General features: G+C 61.9%; 16 protein-coding genes and 2 pseudogenes. 2 read left to right on the top strand and 16 right to left on the bottom strand.

What is annotated here, in order from left to right; genetic code table 11:
* The 16 genes and pseudogenes from M0974_RS28590 to M0974_RS28665 all read right to left on the bottom strand — a co-directional run.
* Positions 1-308, bottom strand: a pseudogene (locus M0974_RS28590) (helix-turn-helix transcriptional regulator); the annotation flags it as partial.
* A gap of 72 nt (positions 309-380) precedes the next feature.
* Positions 381-2,792 carry an efflux RND transporter permease subunit gene (locus M0974_RS28595; protein ID WP_297845029.1) on the bottom strand — a complete coding sequence of 804 codons (2,412 nt, stop codon included), beginning with the start codon at positions 2,790-2,792 and terminating at the stop codon, positions 381-383.
* Between the two features lie 8 nt (positions 2,793-2,800).
* Positions 2,801-3,775 (bottom strand): YCF48-related protein, encoded by a 975-nt coding sequence (locus M0974_RS28600; protein WP_297845030.1) that lies wholly within the window; start codon positions 3,773-3,775, stop codon positions 2,801-2,803.
* 148 nt (positions 3,776-3,923) lie between these two features.
* Positions 3,924-5,132 carry an acetyl-CoA C-acyltransferase gene (locus tag M0974_RS28605; protein ID WP_297845031.1) on the bottom strand — a complete coding sequence of 403 codons (1,209 nt, stop codon included), beginning with the start codon at positions 5,130-5,132 and terminating at the stop codon, positions 3,924-3,926.
* A 7-nt stretch (positions 5,133-5,139) separates the two neighbouring features.
* Positions 5,140-5,610 carry a MaoC family dehydratase gene (locus M0974_RS28610; RefSeq protein WP_297845033.1) on the bottom strand — a complete coding sequence of 157 codons (471 nt, stop codon included), beginning with the start codon at positions 5,608-5,610 and terminating at the stop codon, positions 5,140-5,142.
* Positions 5,611-5,620: 10 nt separating this feature from the next.
* On the bottom strand, positions 5,621-6,406 hold the full coding sequence (locus tag M0974_RS28615) for an SDR family oxidoreductase (RefSeq protein ID WP_297845035.1): 786 nt from the start codon (positions 6,404-6,406) through the stop codon (positions 5,621-5,623).
* 110 nt (positions 6,407-6,516) lie between these two features.
* Positions 6,517-7,393 (bottom strand): annotated as a pseudogene (locus tag M0974_RS28620) (SDR family oxidoreductase).
* 68 nt (positions 7,394-7,461) lie between these two features.
* Positions 7,462-8,613 (bottom strand): acetyl-CoA C-acetyltransferase, encoded by a 1,152-nt coding sequence (locus tag M0974_RS28625; protein ID WP_297845037.1) that lies wholly within the window; start codon positions 8,611-8,613, stop codon positions 7,462-7,464.
* Between the two features lie 3 nt (positions 8,614-8,616).
* Positions 8,617-9,675 carry an acyl-CoA dehydrogenase family protein gene (locus tag M0974_RS28630; RefSeq protein ID WP_297845039.1) on the bottom strand — a complete coding sequence of 353 codons (1,059 nt, stop codon included), beginning with the start codon at positions 9,673-9,675 and terminating at the stop codon, positions 8,617-8,619.
* A gap of 10 nt (positions 9,676-9,685) precedes the next feature.
* Entirely contained in the window at positions 9,686-10,849 is a 1,164-nt protein-coding gene (locus tag M0974_RS28635) for an acyl-CoA dehydrogenase family protein (RefSeq protein WP_297845042.1), read from the bottom strand.
* Between the two features lie 9 nt (positions 10,850-10,858).
* Positions 10,859-11,611, bottom strand: coding sequence for an enoyl-CoA hydratase family protein (locus M0974_RS28640; protein WP_297845044.1), 753 nt, complete (start codon positions 11,609-11,611; stop codon positions 10,859-10,861).
* Positions 11,608-12,732 carry a nitronate monooxygenase family protein gene (locus M0974_RS28645; protein WP_297845046.1) on the bottom strand — a complete coding sequence of 375 codons (1,125 nt, stop codon included), beginning with the start codon at positions 12,730-12,732 and terminating at the stop codon, positions 11,608-11,610. The genes M0974_RS28640 and M0974_RS28645 overlap by 4 nt, the downstream gene beginning before the upstream one ends.
* Complete coding sequence (locus M0974_RS28650) at positions 12,729-13,646, bottom strand: enoyl-CoA hydratase (protein ID WP_297845048.1); 918 nt, start codon at positions 13,644-13,646, stop codon at positions 12,729-12,731. Before M0974_RS28650 ends, M0974_RS28645 begins: the two co-directional genes overlap by 4 nt.
* A gap of 14 nt (positions 13,647-13,660) precedes the next feature.
* Positions 13,661-14,458, bottom strand: coding sequence for a ketoacid CoA transferase (locus M0974_RS28655; RefSeq protein WP_297845050.1), 798 nt, complete (start codon positions 14,456-14,458; stop codon positions 13,661-13,663).
* 13 nt (positions 14,459-14,471) lie between these two features.
* A complete protein-coding gene (locus M0974_RS28660; protein WP_297845057.1) occupies positions 14,472-15,347 on the bottom strand; it encodes a CoA transferase subunit A in 876 nt (291 codons plus the stop codon).
* A gap of 12 nt (positions 15,348-15,359) precedes the next feature.
* On the bottom strand, positions 15,360-16,250 hold the full coding sequence (locus M0974_RS28665) for a VOC family protein (RefSeq protein ID WP_297845052.1): 891 nt from the start codon (positions 16,248-16,250) through the stop codon (positions 15,360-15,362).
* A gap of 202 nt (positions 16,251-16,452) precedes the next feature.
* Here M0974_RS28665 and M0974_RS28670 point away from each other — a divergent pair, with 202 nt between their 5' ends.
* Positions 16,453-17,625: an acyl-CoA dehydrogenase family protein gene (locus tag M0974_RS28670; RefSeq protein WP_297845054.1), complete on the top strand. Its 1,173-nt coding sequence runs from the start codon at positions 16,453-16,455 to the stop codon at positions 17,623-17,625.
* Positions 17,622-18,179 (top strand): acyl-CoA dehydrogenase family protein (locus tag M0974_RS28675; RefSeq protein WP_297845056.1); only part of this gene is annotated, 558 nt, incomplete at its 3' end. The genes M0974_RS28670 and M0974_RS28675, both read left to right, overlap by 4 nt.

The raw sequence follows: 18,179 nt of genomic DNA on the forward strand, positions 1-18,179 counted from the left end.
AACACCGTGTCCGTGGGCAGGCTGTCGAACAGCGTGGACTTGGCATAGTAGGCGTAATGGTTAATGCCGCCCTCGCCCAGCTCTATATCCCCGGCGACCATCATTGGCGACAGCAGCGGCTCATCCTGCACCCGCAGTATCAAGGTCACGAAATTGGCCTTGAACAGCGCCCTGACCTGACGCAACGAGTCGGTCATGCAGCGAGTATCCATGGCCGAGTCGTACATGTTGCCGATGAGGCGCTCGTACTCGGCCAATTCAAGTCCCATCTCTGCCAGGACCTGCGTATGAGGCATACGACTTTGCATAACCACTCCCCCAGCAGCGGGCCCGGACTTCATGGCCCGCATGGATTTAATTGTGATGGGTGATATCGGGGCTCAACGCCCCGTCAGTGCTTCGGTCACCCTCGGCGTGGCCCTGGCTTCGGCAGGTGGCGCCTTGGCGGCGACCAGCGGGCGGCCCTGGTTGAACCAGGCGGCAAGTGCCGGCAACAGGAAGATCGCGCCAAACACATTGACCAGGAACATGAACGCCAGTAGCAGGCCCATATCGGCCTGCAGCTTGAGCGGCGCGAACGCCCAGGTGCCGACCCCGATCGACATGGTCAGGGCGGTGAAAACCGCCGCAGTGCCACGCTGGCACATAGCGCGATAAAACGCCTCGCGCAGGTTTTGCCCGGCGGCCATCTCATGCTGAATGCGCTCATACAGGTAAATGCCGTAGTCGACGCCGACTCCTACGCCCAGCACCATCACTGGCAAGGTCGAGACTTTCAGACCGATGCCCAGCATGGCCATCAGCGCATTGCAGAGGATTGCGACGATGCCTAGCGGTACCAGAATGCACAGCACCGCACGCAACGAACGGAAGGTCAGCAAACAAAACAATGCCACCGAACAGAACAGCGCGGCGAGCATCCATACCTCAGCCCGTTTCACCGCCTCGTTGGACGCAGCCATTACCCCGATATTGCCGCCTGCCAGCTTGAACTCGACCTGCGGCACCTGAATGCCGGCAATGATCCGCTTGGCCTCGCTGATCACATGGGAAACCGTCGCCCCGTCGTGATCATTGAGGAACACCAAAATCTGCATGCGCTTACAGCCGTCAGTGACCAGCCCGGAATCCGGGGTATAGGCCATGGAGCCTTGTTGCAAGCCGCGGGCAGAACCCGGAATCGCCGACCAGCGCGGGTTGCCTTCGTTATTACCGGCGATCATTTCCTTGCCCATGCCTGCCACGCTCTGCACCGACTGCACGCCCGCGACATTACGCATCTGGAAGTCGAAATCCTCGACCGCACGCATCACCCCCGGATTCAGACAGGCTTCATCGATACCATGGGTCTGCAGAAACACCGCCAACACATCCAGGCCAATCGAATAACTGTCGATAATCCGCTGGTTATCCTGGTTGTAACGCGAGTCCGCACGCAACTCCGGCGCGCCGGGGCCGATATCGCCGACCTCCAGCTCACGCGCCTTGAACACACCAAACCCCAGGAGCAACAGGCAAACGGCGAAAACCACCAGCGCCGGTCGCGGCTCGGCCAGCGCCGACAGTCGCCACCACAGCGGATGGCGAGACGTTGGGTTCCGCGCGCGCTGGGCCACCACGCCCGAGCCCAGGGGCAAATAGGAAATGATCAACGGCAGCAACATCTTGTTGGTGATGATCATCAGCATCACACCGATACAAGCGGTCACGCCCAGCTCATGCACAATAGGAATATCGATCAGCATGATCACCGCGAAACCCAAGGCGTTCATTAACAGCGCCAGGGAGCCTGGAATAAAAATCTTGCAGAACGCCGAACGTGCCGCCTGCTTCGAGTTGCTGCCGGCTAGCACGTCCTGCTTCCAGGCGTTGGTCATCTGCACCGCATGCGAGACGCCGATGGAGAAAATCAGGAATGGCACCAGCACCGACATCGGATCGATACCCAGCCCCAACAACGGCAATAGCCCCAGCAGCCAGACCACGGGCAACAACGCCACCGCCAGCGCCACCAGTGTCAGCCGCAACGAACGTGAATACGCCCACAGCAGCAACGCGGTAATAACAAACGCCATGACAAAAAACAGCATGACGATGTCCAGCCCCTCAACCACGTCCCCCACCAACTTGGCGAACCCGACCACATTGATCTCGATGTTCGGGCTGTTGTACTTGCCACGAATCTCTTCCAGACGTTTGGCGATCTCGACATAAGACACTGGCTGACCGGTCTTCGGATCGCTGTCCTGCAGGTCGGCACGGACCATCGCCGAGCGCTGGTCATTGGCCAGCAACCGGCCGATCTGCCCGGCGCGTGCGGCGTTGCTGCGCACTTTCTGCAAGTCTTCGAGAGTACCGGCGTACTGCGGCGGCACCACCAGATCGCCGACATAGCCGTCCTCGGTGACTTCGACATAACGCACGTTCGGGGTAAACAGCGAGGTCACGCTGGGGCGACTGACACCGGAGATGAAAAAGACGTCATCGGTGACCTGCTGCAATACCTTGAGGAACTCCGGGTTATAGATATCGCCCTCGCCCTTCCAGTGCACGCTCACCAATAGCCGGTTGGCGCCGGTGAAAACCCGGCTGAAGTCGAGAAAATTCAGCATGTAGTCATGGCGCACCGGGATCTGTTTATTGAACCCAGGGTCCAGGCGCACGTGCGTGGCGCTGTAGCCCAGGCCCAGGGTCAGCAACATGAACAGCGCCAGCCACCCGCGGCGGTGATTCAGCAATATATCCGCGCAAGTCTGTACCCGGCGTTCGATCCAGCCTGTTGTCTGTGTCATCTGCATGCTCACTGTGCGACGGCGGCAAGACCGCTGTCTGCGCCCTGAAAGACCCCACGTTCCCCAGCCACAAGCAGATGGCTGGCATTGAGCACCACCGCCGAGGTCAAGGTGCCCAACCCGGAACGCAGGCTGCTGTCGACCAGCGCACCGTCCGCGTCCAGACGTATCAGGAGGCTGCCGGCCCCGACCAACACCAGCCCGCCTTGCCGGGGAAGCAACGCGTGGCCATAAATCGGTTGACTGCTACCGATATCGACCTGATGCCAGGTGTCGCCAAAGTCCGCACTGGTGAAGACATGCCCGCGCATGCCATAAGCCACCCAACGCGACGCCGACAGGCGCACCACGCCGAACAGCGAGCCGTTGTAAAACGGCGTCAAACTCTGCCAGTCGCGCCCGCCATTACTGGAGCGCAACACCAGCCCCTGCTCGCCGACCAGCATCAGCCGGCCATCAATACCGCCGTCCAGACCGTTGAAGTGCGCGCCCTCGCCGGGCATTTCCCGGGCGGCCCAATGTTCGCCAACATCGCTCGACTCCAGATACTTGCCGTAACTGCCATAGGCAACCACGTTCTGCCCATCGGCGCTCCACACCCCTAAAAGCGGTTCGCCCAGCTCGGCGTCGTAATGCATTTCCCGCCAGCTCAGACCGTTGTCGCTGGAACGCAGGATCCAGCCGTCATGCCCTACCGCGACCAACACCTGGGGGCTCAAGGCAACCACCCCGGTCAGCGTCGCGCTGCGGCCAGCGGCCACCGGGTGGATGTTCCACGACAGGCCGCTGTCGCTGCTGGTCATCACCGTGCCACGCTCGCCCACCGCAATCAGTTGTAAGCCATTGACCAGCAGCGCATTGACCTGTACCCGGTCGGGATTGATCCGGGTCACGGCCCAAGGCGTGGGATGACGCGGCGCGAATGAAAGGGCAACCGCCGCGATGATGATGGCGCTCATGGCGTATCCGATCAGCTGACGCATGAAGGGCACCACGGCGAAAAGTACGGGCACGAAACGGGCAGCATGCGGGCGATCCTCTTGATTTTGTTTTAACAATCATCAGACCGCCCCGCCCCTGCTACATCGTCCAAACGGCTTAGTCAGAGCGCTCGGCGGTGCCCTGTCGGCCTTACGGCAACTCGAACAACCCAGCGGCGCCCATGCCGCCGCCAATGCACATGGCGACCACCACATAACGCACGCCGCGTCGACGACCTTCGAGCAGTACGTGACCGACCATGCGTGCGCCGGACATGCCAAACGGGTGACCGATGGCTATCGCGCCGCCGTTGACGTTCAGGCGCTCCGCGGGGATCTGCAGCGCATCGCGGCAATGCAGGACCTGGCAGGCAAAGGCTTCGTTGATTTCCCACAGGCCGATATCCGCGACGCTCAGGCCAAAGCGCTTGAGCAACTTAGGCACGGCTACTACCGGGCCGATGCCCATTTCCTCCGGAGCGCAGCCGCCCACGGCAATCCCTCGGTAGATGCCCAGTGGCGTCAGCCCCCGACGTTTGGCTTCAGCGCGGCTCATCAGCAGGCTGGCCGAGGCACCATCGGAGAACTGCGAGGCGTTTCCTGCGGTAATAAACTCACCCTTTTCAATCCATTTACCGTCCTTCCATACCGGCCTCAGCGCCGCCAGATCCTCCAGGCGAGTGCTCGGCCGATTGCATTCGTCGCGCTCGACCTGCACACGCTGATGGCCGCTGGGTTGGCCATCGGCATCGAAACACAACTTGTCGACGCTCAGGCTGACGATTTCCTCGTCGAACAAGCCGTCGCGTTGCGCGGCAGCGGTGCGCAGTTGGCTCTGCAAGGAATACTCGTCCTGGGCGGCGCGGCTGATGCCATAACGGCGCGATACAATTTCGGCGGTTTCGAGCATCGGGATATAAGCGCTGGGCATCACCTCCAGCACGGCTGTGGACTGGGCGCGATAAGTGTTTTTGTGCTTGGTCTGGGTCAGCGACAGCGACTCCACGCCGCCGCCGATGGCGATGTTCATCTCACCGGTCATGATGCCCTTGGCAGCTACGCCGATGCTCATCAGGCCCGAGGCGCACATACGGTCCAAAGCCATGCCCGGCACGTTGTCCGGCAAGCCGCCGGTGTAAGCGCACAGGCGCCCGATATTGTAGGCTTGGGTGCCTTGTTGCACCGCCGCGCCCATGATCACATCTTCCACCTCCCACGGCTCGATGCCGGCGCGCTCGACCACGGCACGTACCACATGGCCGCCCAGCACAGGGGCTTCGGTGTCGTTAAACGAACCGCGAAACGATTTGGCCAGCGCGGTGCGCGCAGTGGCGACGATGACAACTTCATTCAGGTCCATGACAGGCTCACTCGGTAATAGGGTTGAAGGTGTAACGGCTAATGGTGTCGATCACGCAGCCCGGGCGCGACTGGCCCTCGACTTCCACGGTGATGCGCACCACCAGTTGCACGGCGTCCGCCAAAGGCTCTGCACGGACAATGCTGCCGTGGCCACGCACCCGTGAACCGACCTTGACCGGTGCCGGGAAGCGCACCCGGTCACTGCCGTAATTGACCCCCATCGCCATGTTCTCGACGGTGAGCAATTGCGGCATGAACAAGTTGGCCAGCGACTGCGTCAGATAGCCGTGGGCAATACAGGCGCCAAAGGGACCGCTGGCAGCGCGTACCGGATCGACGTGAATCCATTGGTGATCGCCCGTGGCCTCGGCGAACAGGTCGATGCGCTGCTGGCTGATGGTCAGCCACTCGGTGTTCCCCAGGTCCAGACCCTCGGCGTCAAGCAACGCTTGGGCATTACCGAAAACATGACTCATTGCGAACTCCTCACGCCTGTTGCGAGCTAACGGACAGCACTTCGCCGACCATGTAGGAGGCGTAGTCGCTGGCCAAAAACATCATCACGTTGGCAACCTCCCAGACCTCGGCGGCACGGCCGAAAGCCTCGCGGCTGGCGAGGCTTTCAAGCAACGCTGCGCTGGAGGCTTTCTTGAGAAAATCATGCAAGGCAATCGACGGCGACACGGCGTTGATGCGTACGCCAAACTCGGCCGCCTCTAGGGCGCTGCAACGGGTCAGGGCCATCACCCCGGCCTTGGCTGCGGCGTAATGCGCCTGCTCTTTCTGCGCGCGCCAACCCAGTACCGAAGCGTTGTTGACGATGGCGCCCGCGCCACGGCGTTGCATATGTGGGAGCATCGCGCGGGTCATGCGGAAGGTGCCGGTCAGGGTCACATCCAGCACCCGCAGCCACTCTTCGTCGCTCATATCGACCACACGCTTTTGACCACCTAGGCCGGCGTTGTTGATCAACACATCGACACCGCCCAACAGTTCTTCAGCGCTCGCCACCAAGGCCTGGACCTCGGCTTCGACCGTGACATTGCACAACTGGCCATAAATGGCTTGCAGACCGGTCTCGGCCTTGAGGCGTTCCACAGCCTCCTCCAGACGGCGCGGATGCACATCCGAGATCATCAACGCCCGGCAGCCCTCCTCGGCACTGCGACGGGCCGCCGCATAGCCGATACCGGCGCCGGCGGCAGCGGTAATCAGTACCGACTTACCCGCCAATAACTGATGACCAGGAACATAAGGGGGAGCTTGTTTCACAGCCTGTACCTCCGAAGAAATCAATAGGCTGTCAGCGTATAAAACCAGACCCGGCCGACACATCGTCAAAATGGGGTATGGCCGGGTCATACGACGGGCTTCAGGGCGGTTTAACTGCCCCAGACCTTCTGCGCGGCCGGTGCCTCGGCGAGGATCGCATTAACCGCCGCGCCCACTTCCTCGACCTGCCACAGCGCGCCCTTGTCGCGGGTTACCCCGGTTCGCCAGCCATCGCAGGGAAATACGCCCGCCCTGGCTCTCGAAGATCTGTCCGCTGACGTGGGCCGATTCCACGCTACCCAGCCACACCACCAACGGCGCAACATTTTCTGCCGCCCACGCGTCGAAACTGCCGTCCTTGGGCTTTTTCACCACGTCGGGCATGGCGCTTTCGGTCATCGAGGTTCGTGCCGCCGGGGCCAAGGCATTAGCGGTGATGCCGTAGCGCGCCAGTTCAGCCGCCTGCACCAGGGTCAATGCGGCAATCCCACCCTTGGCCGCCGAATAGTTAGACTGGCCCACCGAACCTTGCAGGCCGGCGCCGGAGCTGGTGTTGATGATGCGCCCGGCGACCGGGGTGCCGGCCTTCGCCAAATCACGCCAGCGTCGGCCCAGCAGGTTGGCCAGGCAGTAATGGCCCTTGAGGTGTACGCGCATGACCATGTCCCAGTCTTCTTCACTGAGGCTGATGAACATCCGGTCGCGTAAAACCCCGGCGTTGTTGACCAGCACATGCACCTCACCGAAGGCCGCGAGTGCGGCATCAACGATGTTCTGCGCGGTGGCCAGGGTGGTGATGTCGTCACTGTTGGCGATGGCCTGGCCACCGTTGGCGCGAATTTCGCCAGCCACATCCTGCGCCGCGTCGGCGCGAATATCGTTGACCACCACGTTGGCGCCCGCAGCGGCGAATGCCAATGCATAGGCGCGACCGAGCCCGCCGCCGGCCCCGGTAATGATCACGGTACGGCCTGAACAAATAGCCATGTTTTGACTCCTTTGACTGCGTGACCGCGCGCCCAATGGACGGCGGCACGGATGGATAGGGGGAAAACCTACAGACGTTCGATAATCGTCACGTTGGCCTGGCCGCCGCCTTCACACATGGTTTGCAGGCCGTAACGGCCACCGCTGCGTTCCAGCTCGTGCAACAGCGTGGTCATCAGCCGTGCCCCGGTGGCCCCCAGCGGGTGGCCCAGGGCAATTGCGCCGCCGTTGACGTTGGTGCGCGCCGGGTCGTAGTCCAGCTCCTTGGTCCAGGCCATGACCACCGAGGCAAAGGCTTCGTTGATCTCCACCCGGTCGATGTCGCTCATGCGCAGGCCGGTTTTGGCCAGCGCCCGGCGTGTCGCGGCGATGGGCGCGGTCAAGTGCCAGATCGGGTCATCGCCCAGCACCGTCAGGTGATGGATACGCGCCCGTGGCGTCAGCCCGTAACGTTTTAGCGCCGCCTCGGACACCACCAGCAGCGCCGCCGAAGCGTCGCACGTCTGGCTGGAGACGGCCGCGGTGATCGACGCATATTGCGGGTCCACCGGCTGCAACTCGGCCATTTTCGCCAGGCTGGTCAGGCGCGGCGTTTCATCCTGCTGCAGACCATTGCAGGCGACGATTTCCCGGACAAACCGCCCGCTATCGATGGCGGCCAGGGCACGCTGGTGGCTTTGCAGGGCAAACGCTTCCATCTGCTCCCGGCTGATCTGCCAGTGATCGGCGATGCGCTGGGCGGCGTAGAACTGATTGACCGACTGATCGCCAAAACGCGCGCGCCAACCTTGGCTGCCCGAGAACGGGTCGCTGAAACCCAGCGGCTGCCCAGCGAGCATCGCCGAGCCAATCGGAATCTGGGTCATGGTTTGTACCCCGCCCACGGCAATCACATCTTGGGTGCCGCTCATCACCGCCTGCGCTGCGAAATGCAGGGCCTGCTGCGAAGAACCGCACTGGCGATCGATCGTGGTACCGGGCACGGTAAGCGGCAACCCGGCGGCCAGCCAACTGGTGCGAGCGATATCACCGGCTTGGGAGCCGATGGTATCGACGCAACCGAAAATCACATCATCGTAGTCTTCACCGGGAATGCCATTGCGCTCCACCAATGCCTTGAGCACATGGGCGCCCAGATCAATCGCGTGGACCTCACTCAAGGCGCCTTTGCGCTTGCCGGTCGGGCTGCGCAGTGCATCAACAATATAGGCCTCTGCCATGACTCATTCCTCGAAGGTATGCCCCGGCCCCAGCCGGGTGCCGTCGGCGAACAGGTAGTCGCTGACACGGGTTTTATGGAAGCCGCGATCACCCCACGACGCATCGAGCGCCCAGGCTCGCTTCATGAACATCTGTAAATCGACTTCCCAGGTGTAACCCATCGCGCCGTGCACCTGAATACCCTTACGTGCGGCTATCCAGCTGGCCTCGCAACAGGCCAGACGCGCCTGCGAAACCCAGACGCTGGCGTTCCCATCGCCCCTGGCCAAGCCATGGGCGGCGCGGTACAGCACCGGTTTGGCCTGTTCGATATGCCGCGCAACATCGGCCAGGTGGTGCTTGACTGCCTGGAAGCTGCCAATAGGTTTGCCGAACTGCTTGCGCTGGGCCACGTAGTCCACTGACAAGTCGAGCATGCGTTGCGCCAGCCCAAGCAATTGCCCGGCCACCGACAGCGCGCCACGGTCTAGCATGCGTGCTTGCAATTGCTGGCCTTGCGCGCCGCTGGCGATGCAGGTAGCCGGTGTCGGGTTCCAGGTCACCCGGCCCATACGCCGCGAAGCATCGATGCTCGGGTGGGTCTCGACATCGACCTGTGAACGCGGCACCAGATGAATGTCATCGCCATCGGTGAGAATCAGCACCTCGGCCAATTGCGCATCGCTGACCAGCGCATTGACCGGATGGCTGATCGCCAGGCGCAAACTGCCTTCGGCGATACGCGGTAACAGGTTGGCGCGGGCCGGATGGTCCGCCGCCAGGCCGGTCAACAAGCCGGTGGCGACATACGCAGTGTCGGCCAGTGAATCGGGAATTGCGTAATACCCCAGCTCCTGGGTCATCAATGCCCAGGCCACATCGTCCATGCCCAGGCCACCTTCGGCTTCGGGCACCGAGAGTGCGGTCAGGCCCTGGGCGGCGATTTTGTTACGCAGGTCCGGCGAGCGCCCGACATCGGTTTCCCAGATTTCGCGGAGCATTTCCGGGGCGGCTTCAGTCATCAGGAAACGACTGATGGCTTCGCGGAACGTTAGTTGGTCATCGGTAAAAGTGAAATCCATGGCCAGTTCCTTATTTCGGCAAGCCGAGCATCCGCTCAGCAATGATGTTGCGCTGGATTTCGTTGGTCCCGGCGTAGATCGGCCCGGACTGAGCAAACAGGAAACCCTCCAGCCAGCCAGCCGCATCGCCAGCGGCAGGCCCCTTGCTCAGCAGCTCGCCGCGAGTCCCGAGAATGCGCATGGCAGTCTCGTGCATCTTCAGGTCCAGCTCCGACCAGACGATCTTGTTGATGCTCGATTCGGCGCCGATCTGCTCGCCCCGGCTGAGGCGCCCGACGGTGTAATAGGCCGACAGCGCGTAGGCTTCGGCGCCCATCCAGGTTTCAAGCACCGCGTCACGCAGGCTCGGATCGCGGTCGGCGCTGTCGCGGTGGGCCTTGTACAGTTCCACCAGCTTGCGCGCGGTGTATTGGAAGCGGGCCGGCGAGCGCAGCAGTAACCCGCGTTCAAAACCAGCGGTGGCCATCGCCACGTTCCAGCCCTGCCCTTCGGCGCCAATGCGGTTGGCTACCGGCACGCGCACATCGTCAAAAAACACTTCGGCAAAGGCATCCTTGCCATTGAGCGCCTTGATCGGGCGAATAGTTACGCCCGGCGTATCCAGCGGCACCATCACGAACGACAGGCCGTGGTGGCGTGAGGAGCCCGGTTCGCTGCGGAACAGACCAAACAGCCAGTCGGCGAAGGTCGCACGGGTCGACCAGGTTTTCTGACCATTAATCACGTAATGCTCACCGTCGAGCACCGCCTTGCTGGTGATCGCCGCCATGTCCGAACCGGCGTTCGGCTCTGACCAGCCTTGCGCCCACATGTCGAGGCTGGCGGCCATGCGCGGCAAAAAGCGCTGCTTCTGTTCCGGAGTGCCGAACTCCATCAACGTTGGCCCCAGCAGCAACTGGCCGTTCTGATTGACGCGCATCGGTGCCCCGGCCCCGTAATACTCTTCCTCGAAAATCAGCCACTCGATCAGGTCGCAACCGCGCCCACCCAAATCGGCGGGCCACATCACCATCGACCAACGACTCTCGAACAGCTTCGCCTCCCAGGCGCGGTGCTGCTCGAAGCCTTCGCGGGTGTCATAGCTGGCCAGCGGCTCGCGCGGCAGGTTGTCCGCCAGCCAGGCGCGGACTTCAGCGCGTAAAGCGTTTTGCTTGGGCGTATAGGTCAGTTCCATGGTATTTCCTCAGAACTTAGCGTCGCGTTTTTCGACGAAGGCCCGACGGGTCTCCGCCGAATCGGGGCTGTTATAGGCCTGCAAGGTGAAGCCCTGCTCCCAGCGGTACTTATCTTCCAAGTTGCCGTCTTCGATCCCGTTCAAGGCTTCCTTGGCGATACGGATCATTCCCGGGCTTTTCGTGGCAATCCGTGCGGCGATCTCCAGCGCGGTTTCACGCAACTGGTCTTTGGGCACCACACGTTCGATAAAGCCGTATTGCTGGGCTTCGGGGGCGCCAATGGTGTCGCCGGTAAAAAACAGGTAGCGCACCTTCTGCACCGGGAACAACCGCTGCAGGTGCGCGCCACCGCCCATCGCGCCACGGTCGACTTCAGGCAAGGCGAAGGTTGCGCACTCTGAAGCGACGACAATATCGGCCGCCCCAGTGATACCGATGCCGCCGCCGAGCACGAAGCCGTGCACTGCGACAATGACCGGCACTGGGTTCCGGTGTACGGCCTTGAACGTCGCGTAGTTACCGGCGTTGACCTCGACAATGCGTTCCGGGTGGGCGTTGAGTTCCTTGATGTCGACCCCGGCGCAAAAGCCTCGGCCTTCGGCGCGAATCACGATCACACGGACGTCTGGATTGGCCCCGAGGTCTTCTATCTGGCGGGCCAAGGCCAGCCATTCCTGGCTGTCCAGCGCGTTGACCGGTGGCTTGTCGATCACAAGTTCAGCGATCCCCTGATTAATCTGGGTACTAAAAGCTTGACTCATTGGGGTTCTCCAACGCTGGCAGGATAATTCGATGGGCTGGGTTCGGCGCTTGCCTGGCTGCGGACCAGGAGTGCGTCGAGGCACTGTTGGGCTTCGTTGGCGATGCCTTCGATCACTTCACGGCAACTGAGCAACTCGCTTATTGCCGCGGCGACTTGGCCGCTGGGCAGGATGCCGTCGTCCGGAAGACCCTCGACCATCGAGCGCTGCAATAACACCGGCTGGTTGGCGGCCATTACCACCTGCGACAGGGCCGAGGGGTCTTCGCGCAACGCACGCATAAAAACCGAGGCCATGTGACCCAGGCTCATGCCGGTCTGCTGCTTCCATTGCCAGGCGCTGCCCAAGGCAATACGTAAGCGACCAAAAGGGCCGGCCTGTTCCAGGTGGTTGATAAAGCGGTTTTCGATCATGCGGTGGCGCATGCCGTCCACGGCGGTGGTGACGCGTACCTGCTGCGGATCGCTGACCTTTAGGTAACGTTCCAGGGTCGCCGCCGGGGTGGGTGATTCGCGGGTCATGAGAAACCGCGTGCCCATTGCGATACCGCAGCCACCGGCCGCCAGCACCGAAGCCAGGCCGCGGCCGGTGGCATAACCACCGGCTGCGATCACCGGCAGATTGACCGCCGCTAACACCTGCGGCAGCAGAATCGAACTGGGCACGCCGCCGGTATGGCCGCCGCCCTCACCGCCCTGAAGGGTGATCAGGTCGGCGCCTAACTCCACGGCTTTGAGCGCATGTTTGAGCGCACCCACGGTAGGAATACACAGCACCTTGGCCGCTTTGAAGCGGGCTATGGTCTGTTTGTCCGGGCCGCGCCCGTAACTCACGGCGCGCAGTCGGTACTTAATGGCCAGGTCCACGCACTGGTTGGCGTTGTCCTGAAACATATGAAAATTGAGGCCGAAGTTACTGCCGCCGGTGGCGTCGATTACCTTGCGGATCTGCACCTCCAGCTCATCGGAGGGGATAGTTGCCCCGGCCAGGAAACCAAACCCACCGGCCTCGGTGGTGGCGATCACCAGATTGGCGTCGGCGACCCAGCCCATGGCGGTTTGCACAATCGGGTAACGACAACCCAGGGCCTCGGTCAGCGGCGTATTGAGCCAGTGGTTCATACGCTTTTGTCCTCAGCACCGGCTGCTTTTTTGTTGGCTTCGGCCATGCCTTTGGCATCAAACCCGCCCAGTTTGTCGCCGGACAACAGCTCGTTGTGCGCATGGGCGAAGTGGTGCCAGGCAAAGGCTGCGTCCATAGCCGTGCGTTTGCCTTGCAGGTCTTCAACATGGTTGATCGCCTGTTTGGTCAGGGCCAAGCCCATGCGTGGTTGCCGGGCAATACCGGTGGCCAGCGCATAGGTCGCCTGCTCCAGCTCCTCGCGTGGAAGCAGGCGGTTGACCATGCCCACCTGATAAGCACGGGCGGCGCTCATGCGCTCGCCAGTGAACAAAAACTCCTTAGCGATACGCGGGTTCATTTCGTAGGGATGGGCGAAATACTCCACGCCCGGAATGCCCATGCGCACCACCGGGTCTTGAAAGAACGCGTCTTCGCTGGCGACGATCAGGTCACAGACCCAGGCCAGCATCAGCCCGCCTGCCACACACGCGCCATGCACCATGGCGATGGTTGGTTTGGGCAACTCGCGCCAGCGCCGGCACATGCCCAGGTAAACCTCCTGCTCACGGGCATACAGTTGCTCGCCACCAGGTTTGTTGGTGTGGTCCCACCACAGGTGTGCGCGCTCGAACGGCTTGTTGATGTCGCGGCCGGGGGTACCAATATCGTGACCCGCCGAGAAATGCTTGCCGTTACCGCGCAGGACGATGACCTTGACACTGTCGTCGCTCACTGCCTGGCGAAAGCCGTCGTCCAGCGCATACGTCATCTGCGAGTTTTGTGCATTATTGAAGGCTGGTCGGTTCAGCGTCAGCGTGGCAATACCTTCGGCCACGCTGTACAGCACCGGTGCGTCTGTCTCATAGACGGCCTTGTCTTCACGGACGACGAATTCACTATCGCTGCTGTGCATGTTCGGTCCTCACCTCAGGCTGTACGGATACCGGCCGGGTTGCCCTTGATCGCCGCTGCGCGGTAATCGTGGGGATCGAGCTGGCGGATAACGGCCAACTGTTCGGCGTTCGGGTGCGCGGTTTCCCGTAAATGCGCTGACTTGAGCAGCGGGAAACCGGTCTTGTCCTGAACCTCGTCAAAACTCACACCGGGGTGCAACGAGCGTACTTGCACCGCACGCTGCGGGCCGTCGAAATCGAGGATGCACAGGTCCGTGACCACATGGCGGATATCCATCAGGTCGCGACGCGCGCCTTTTGGCCAGCGCTCGGCCTTGAAGCCGACGCCAGAGACCATGTCCACCTCGCCGCTGACAAATACCCGAGTGTTGTGGTTGGGCACAAAAAAAGAATTGAGGTGGTTGATGCTGTTGCCCGGCAGACCGCGTACGCCAAGAATCGCGGTCTTCGGCTTCTGATAATCGCCGATGCACGACAAGTTGGTTTGGCCCCAACGATCGATTTGAGTCGGGCCGATCATCGCGTGACGACGACCGCCCCAGACGCATTCGAACACCCGCTCGAACGACATGTAACCGGAGTAACGCGGCACATAGTCGCCACGCGGACCTAGCGGGATAGGCTCTTCGACCAGAAACGCTTCGCTGTCGGTCATTAACAGCTCAGGGCTGTGGGTGAGTTTGGCCAGGCTCGCGCCCAGGCGCGGAATCACTCCGAGGCCCGAGGCGATCACCTCGCCATTGCCGCGCCACGCTTCGGAGGCAGCGACGATCATCAATTCAGCGAGGGTGAAATCACAAGTTGCAGACATAAGTTGCTTCTCCTCAGAACACGGGTAGGGGCAAGCCGCCCATATGCACGGCACCGCCGTTCAGTGCTTGATAGGCTTGCTCGCCGCCCGCCACGTAGGTCTGCATATAACCCTGCCAGCCGTTTTCTTCCTGGCTGCTGGCGACGTACTGCTTGAAGTGCGCCATGTCCCAGCCATAGTTCGGGGCACAGGTGGTCGGATGCGCCCCGAGCGGTGCATGCACCACACCCGTGACCAGATAACGTTCAAAGGTGTTAAAACGGGCTTGTTCGGCGCTCAGTTCGAGGCACTCCTCGAGGACTTCGCAGGAGACAAAACACTGTTTGGCGGCGCGGGCGAACAGGTGATCGAAATACGGGTCCGCTCCGGTAATCAGGCAATTGCCCAGACGGTCGGCGACGTTGACGTGAACAAACGCCACGTCGAGATTGAGCGCCGGCATGGCCAGCAGCACCTCGCCATCGGCATAAGGCGACTCGATGGTCTTGAGTTGCGGGTTGAGGCGGGCCACGTCGGTGGCCAGGCCGCAACGGGTCGGCAGGAACGGCAAACGCATGCCTGCGGCGCGCAGCCCCCACTGGAGCATGCCTTCGTCGAGTTCCATCAACTCCAGCTCACCGGCTTCGCGGGCCTTGCGGTAGTAAGGTTCCAGTGGAATCGCGTCGAGGGTGGCAAAGCCGAACACCAGCTTCTTGACCTTGCCTGCGGCACATAGCATGCCCACTTCCGGGCCACCGTAGGCGACCACCGTCAGGTCTTTGACCGGCGAACGCAAGATCTCGCGGACGATGGCCATCGGCTTACGCCGTGGACCCCAACCGCCAAAACCTATGGTCATGCCGTCACGTAGTTGAGCGACCGCATCGGCCGCCGTCAGTTGCTTGTTCATCATCGGGTTTCCTTACTGTTGGCCGACTGAAAAGTCGTGCCCCCAAATGCTCACGCGGGTGAATTCGAAAGCCGAGTGCTCGGCCCAGTCGACTTGCAACCCGCCAAAGCCGTATTCAAGATCGAAGCCGGACGGCGTTTTCATGTAGAAGCTTGTCATGCGGTCGTTCAGGTGCTGGCCCAAGGTCGCCGACAGCTTCACGTCATGCGCCAACAGGCGGTCATGGGCGCGACCGACCTCGGTCATCGAGTCCACCTCGACCATCACATGCACGCAGCCTGAGGGCACCGGGTATTCCGCCAGCGCCAGGCTGTGGTGCCGGGCGTTGTGGCAATGCAGGAAGTGAATGCGGATCGGCGCCGCCGACGGGTCGGGGCGGAAGTTGAAAATGTCCGACAGTTCAAAGCCCAGCACGTCCTTGGCAAACGCCAACGTTGCGTCGAAATTCGGTGCCGGTAGCACGGCGTGACCCAGGCCCATGTCGCCAGTGATAAAACGCGGCACGGCCTGTGGCGACACAAAGGGCTGGCAATCGGAGCGATGGCCCCAGCTCAGCTCATGACAGTTGCCCGAAGGATCGTGCAGCTTGACGAGCGCTTGCACACCGCGCTGCTCAATCTCGTTGGCGCTGCCCGGCTGCCATTCAACGCCGGCCTGCGTCAGGTGTTCCAGCGCGTCGCGGAATGCCCGCTCCGAGGCCAATTCCCAGCCAGAGGCCAGATAACACGCCTTGCTGCCTTCGACGATCAGCATGCGAAACGGCCGCTCGTCCATTTTGACGTGCAACCCGCCACCTGGCGCCGGCTGGACTTGCATGCCAAGCACGTCTTCGGCGTAACGCTGCCAATGACTGAGGTTTTCGATCTGCGAGACGAAATAGCTCAAACCGCGAATGTCAATCATGCCTGGAGTCCTCGTTGGCTGATTTCGGTGCGTGATGAGCATTGTGCAAAGCGCCACGGGTCACTTCATCGTCCGTTGAGACTAAGCACGCCAACGGTTTCAGGCCTTTGCGGCCGTGACGCTCTAGTCCGTTTCGATGATTCGAGGGAAAACCCCGGCGCCCTAGACTGGCGCATCCATTCGCTCAGCAGAGACAGCCCCCATGGAGTTCGCTTTTACCCAAGAACACCTGATGATTCGCGACAGCGCCGAGCGCTTTCTCGCCCAAGCCAGTGATTCGCATGCGGTTCGCGCGAGCATGAGCAGCGTGCACGGCTATGACCCCAAGGTCTGGCAACGTATCGGCCAGGAACTGTGCTGGCCGGCCCTGATGGTCCCCGAACGCTTCGGCGGTATGGGCCTGGGCTTTGTCGAGCTGGCGATCCTGCTGGAACAAAGCGGTCGTTACCTGCTTGGCTCGCCACTCTTCGCCACTACCTGCCTTGCCACTCCGGCCCTGCTGCTAGGACACAATGCAGCGGTGCAGGAAACCTGGCTCAGCGCGATTGCCGCCGGAGAAACCAGCGCCACCCTGGCATTTAGTAGTGTCCCGGGACTGGATGCACACAGCGTGCAAACCGTGGCCCAAGCCCGTGCGGGCGGTTTTTGCCTCAATGGATGTTACGCCCAGGTCATCGACGGAGCGCTGGCCGACCTACTGATCGTCGCTGCGCGGGTCCCCGGCAGTCAGGGCGAACAGGGCATCAGCCTGTTCGCTTTGGCCGCCAACACCCCGGGCATTGTGCGCACTGCCCTGCCAACCCTGGATCAGACCCGGCGCATCGCGCGAGTTGAACTGCGAGAGGTATTGGTCAGCGACGCACAATTGCTCAGCGCCCCCGGCCAGGGCTGGACGGTACTGCGCGATACCTTGCAGATCGCCGCCATCGGTCTTGCTGCCGAACAGACCGGCGGCGCGCAACAGGTTCTGGACCTGACCCTTGGCTACATAGCAGAACGCAAACAATTCAGCCGCGCCATTGCCAGTTTCCAGGCCATCAAACATCGCTGCGCCGACATGATGCTGCAAGTCGAATGCGCCCGTTCAGCCATTTATTACGCCGCTTGCGTGGCTCATGAACGCCTTGATCCCGAAGGCGATAGCACCGTGGCCGGGGAACTGGAAATGGCCGCCGCCACAGCGAAGATCCATGCCAGCGAAGCCTTTTTCCAGTGCGCTGCCGAGTCGATCCAACTGCATGGCGGTGTCGGTTTTACGTGGGAGTACGACCCACACCTGTACTTCAAACGTGCCCGCGCCAGCGAACAACTATTGGGCAGCCCGGCGCTGCACCGTGAGTGTTTGGCGGCGAACCTATTCGGAGAACATGCATGAAAATCGGTTTCAGCAGTGCAGACGAAACGTTCCGTGGCGAAGTTGCCCAGTGGATGGCCGTACACCTACGGGGCGAATTCGCGCCCCTGCGCTTTCGTGGCGGGCCCGGTGACGAACATAGCTTCTCCGCCGAACGCAAAACCTGGGAACGTGAATTGGCCGACGGCGGCTGGACCGGCGTTGGCTGGGCCAAGGAGCATGGCGGGCGTGGCTTGAGCATCACCCAACAGGTGATTTTCCATGAGGAATACGCCCGCGCCGGCGGCCCCGGACGCATGGGTCACATCGGTGAAGGGCTGGTCGGCCCGACCCTCGCCGCCTTTGGCACACCGGCCCAGCAACAACGCTTGTTGCCCGGCATCCTCAGCGGCACGCAGTTCTGGTGCCAAGGTTACTCCGAACCCGGCGCTGGTTCTGACCTTGCCAACGTACAAACCCGCGCCAAGCTCGATGCCACCGGCGAAAACTGGTTGATCAGCGGCCAGAAAGTCTGGACCTCACTGGCCCACGAAGCCGACTGGTGCTTTGTCCTGGTGCGCACCGAACCCGGCAGC

Source organism: Pseudomonas sp., from assembly GCF_026224925.1.
Taxonomy (GTDB): Bacteria; Pseudomonadota; Gammaproteobacteria; order Pseudomonadales; family Pseudomonadaceae; genus Aquipseudomonas.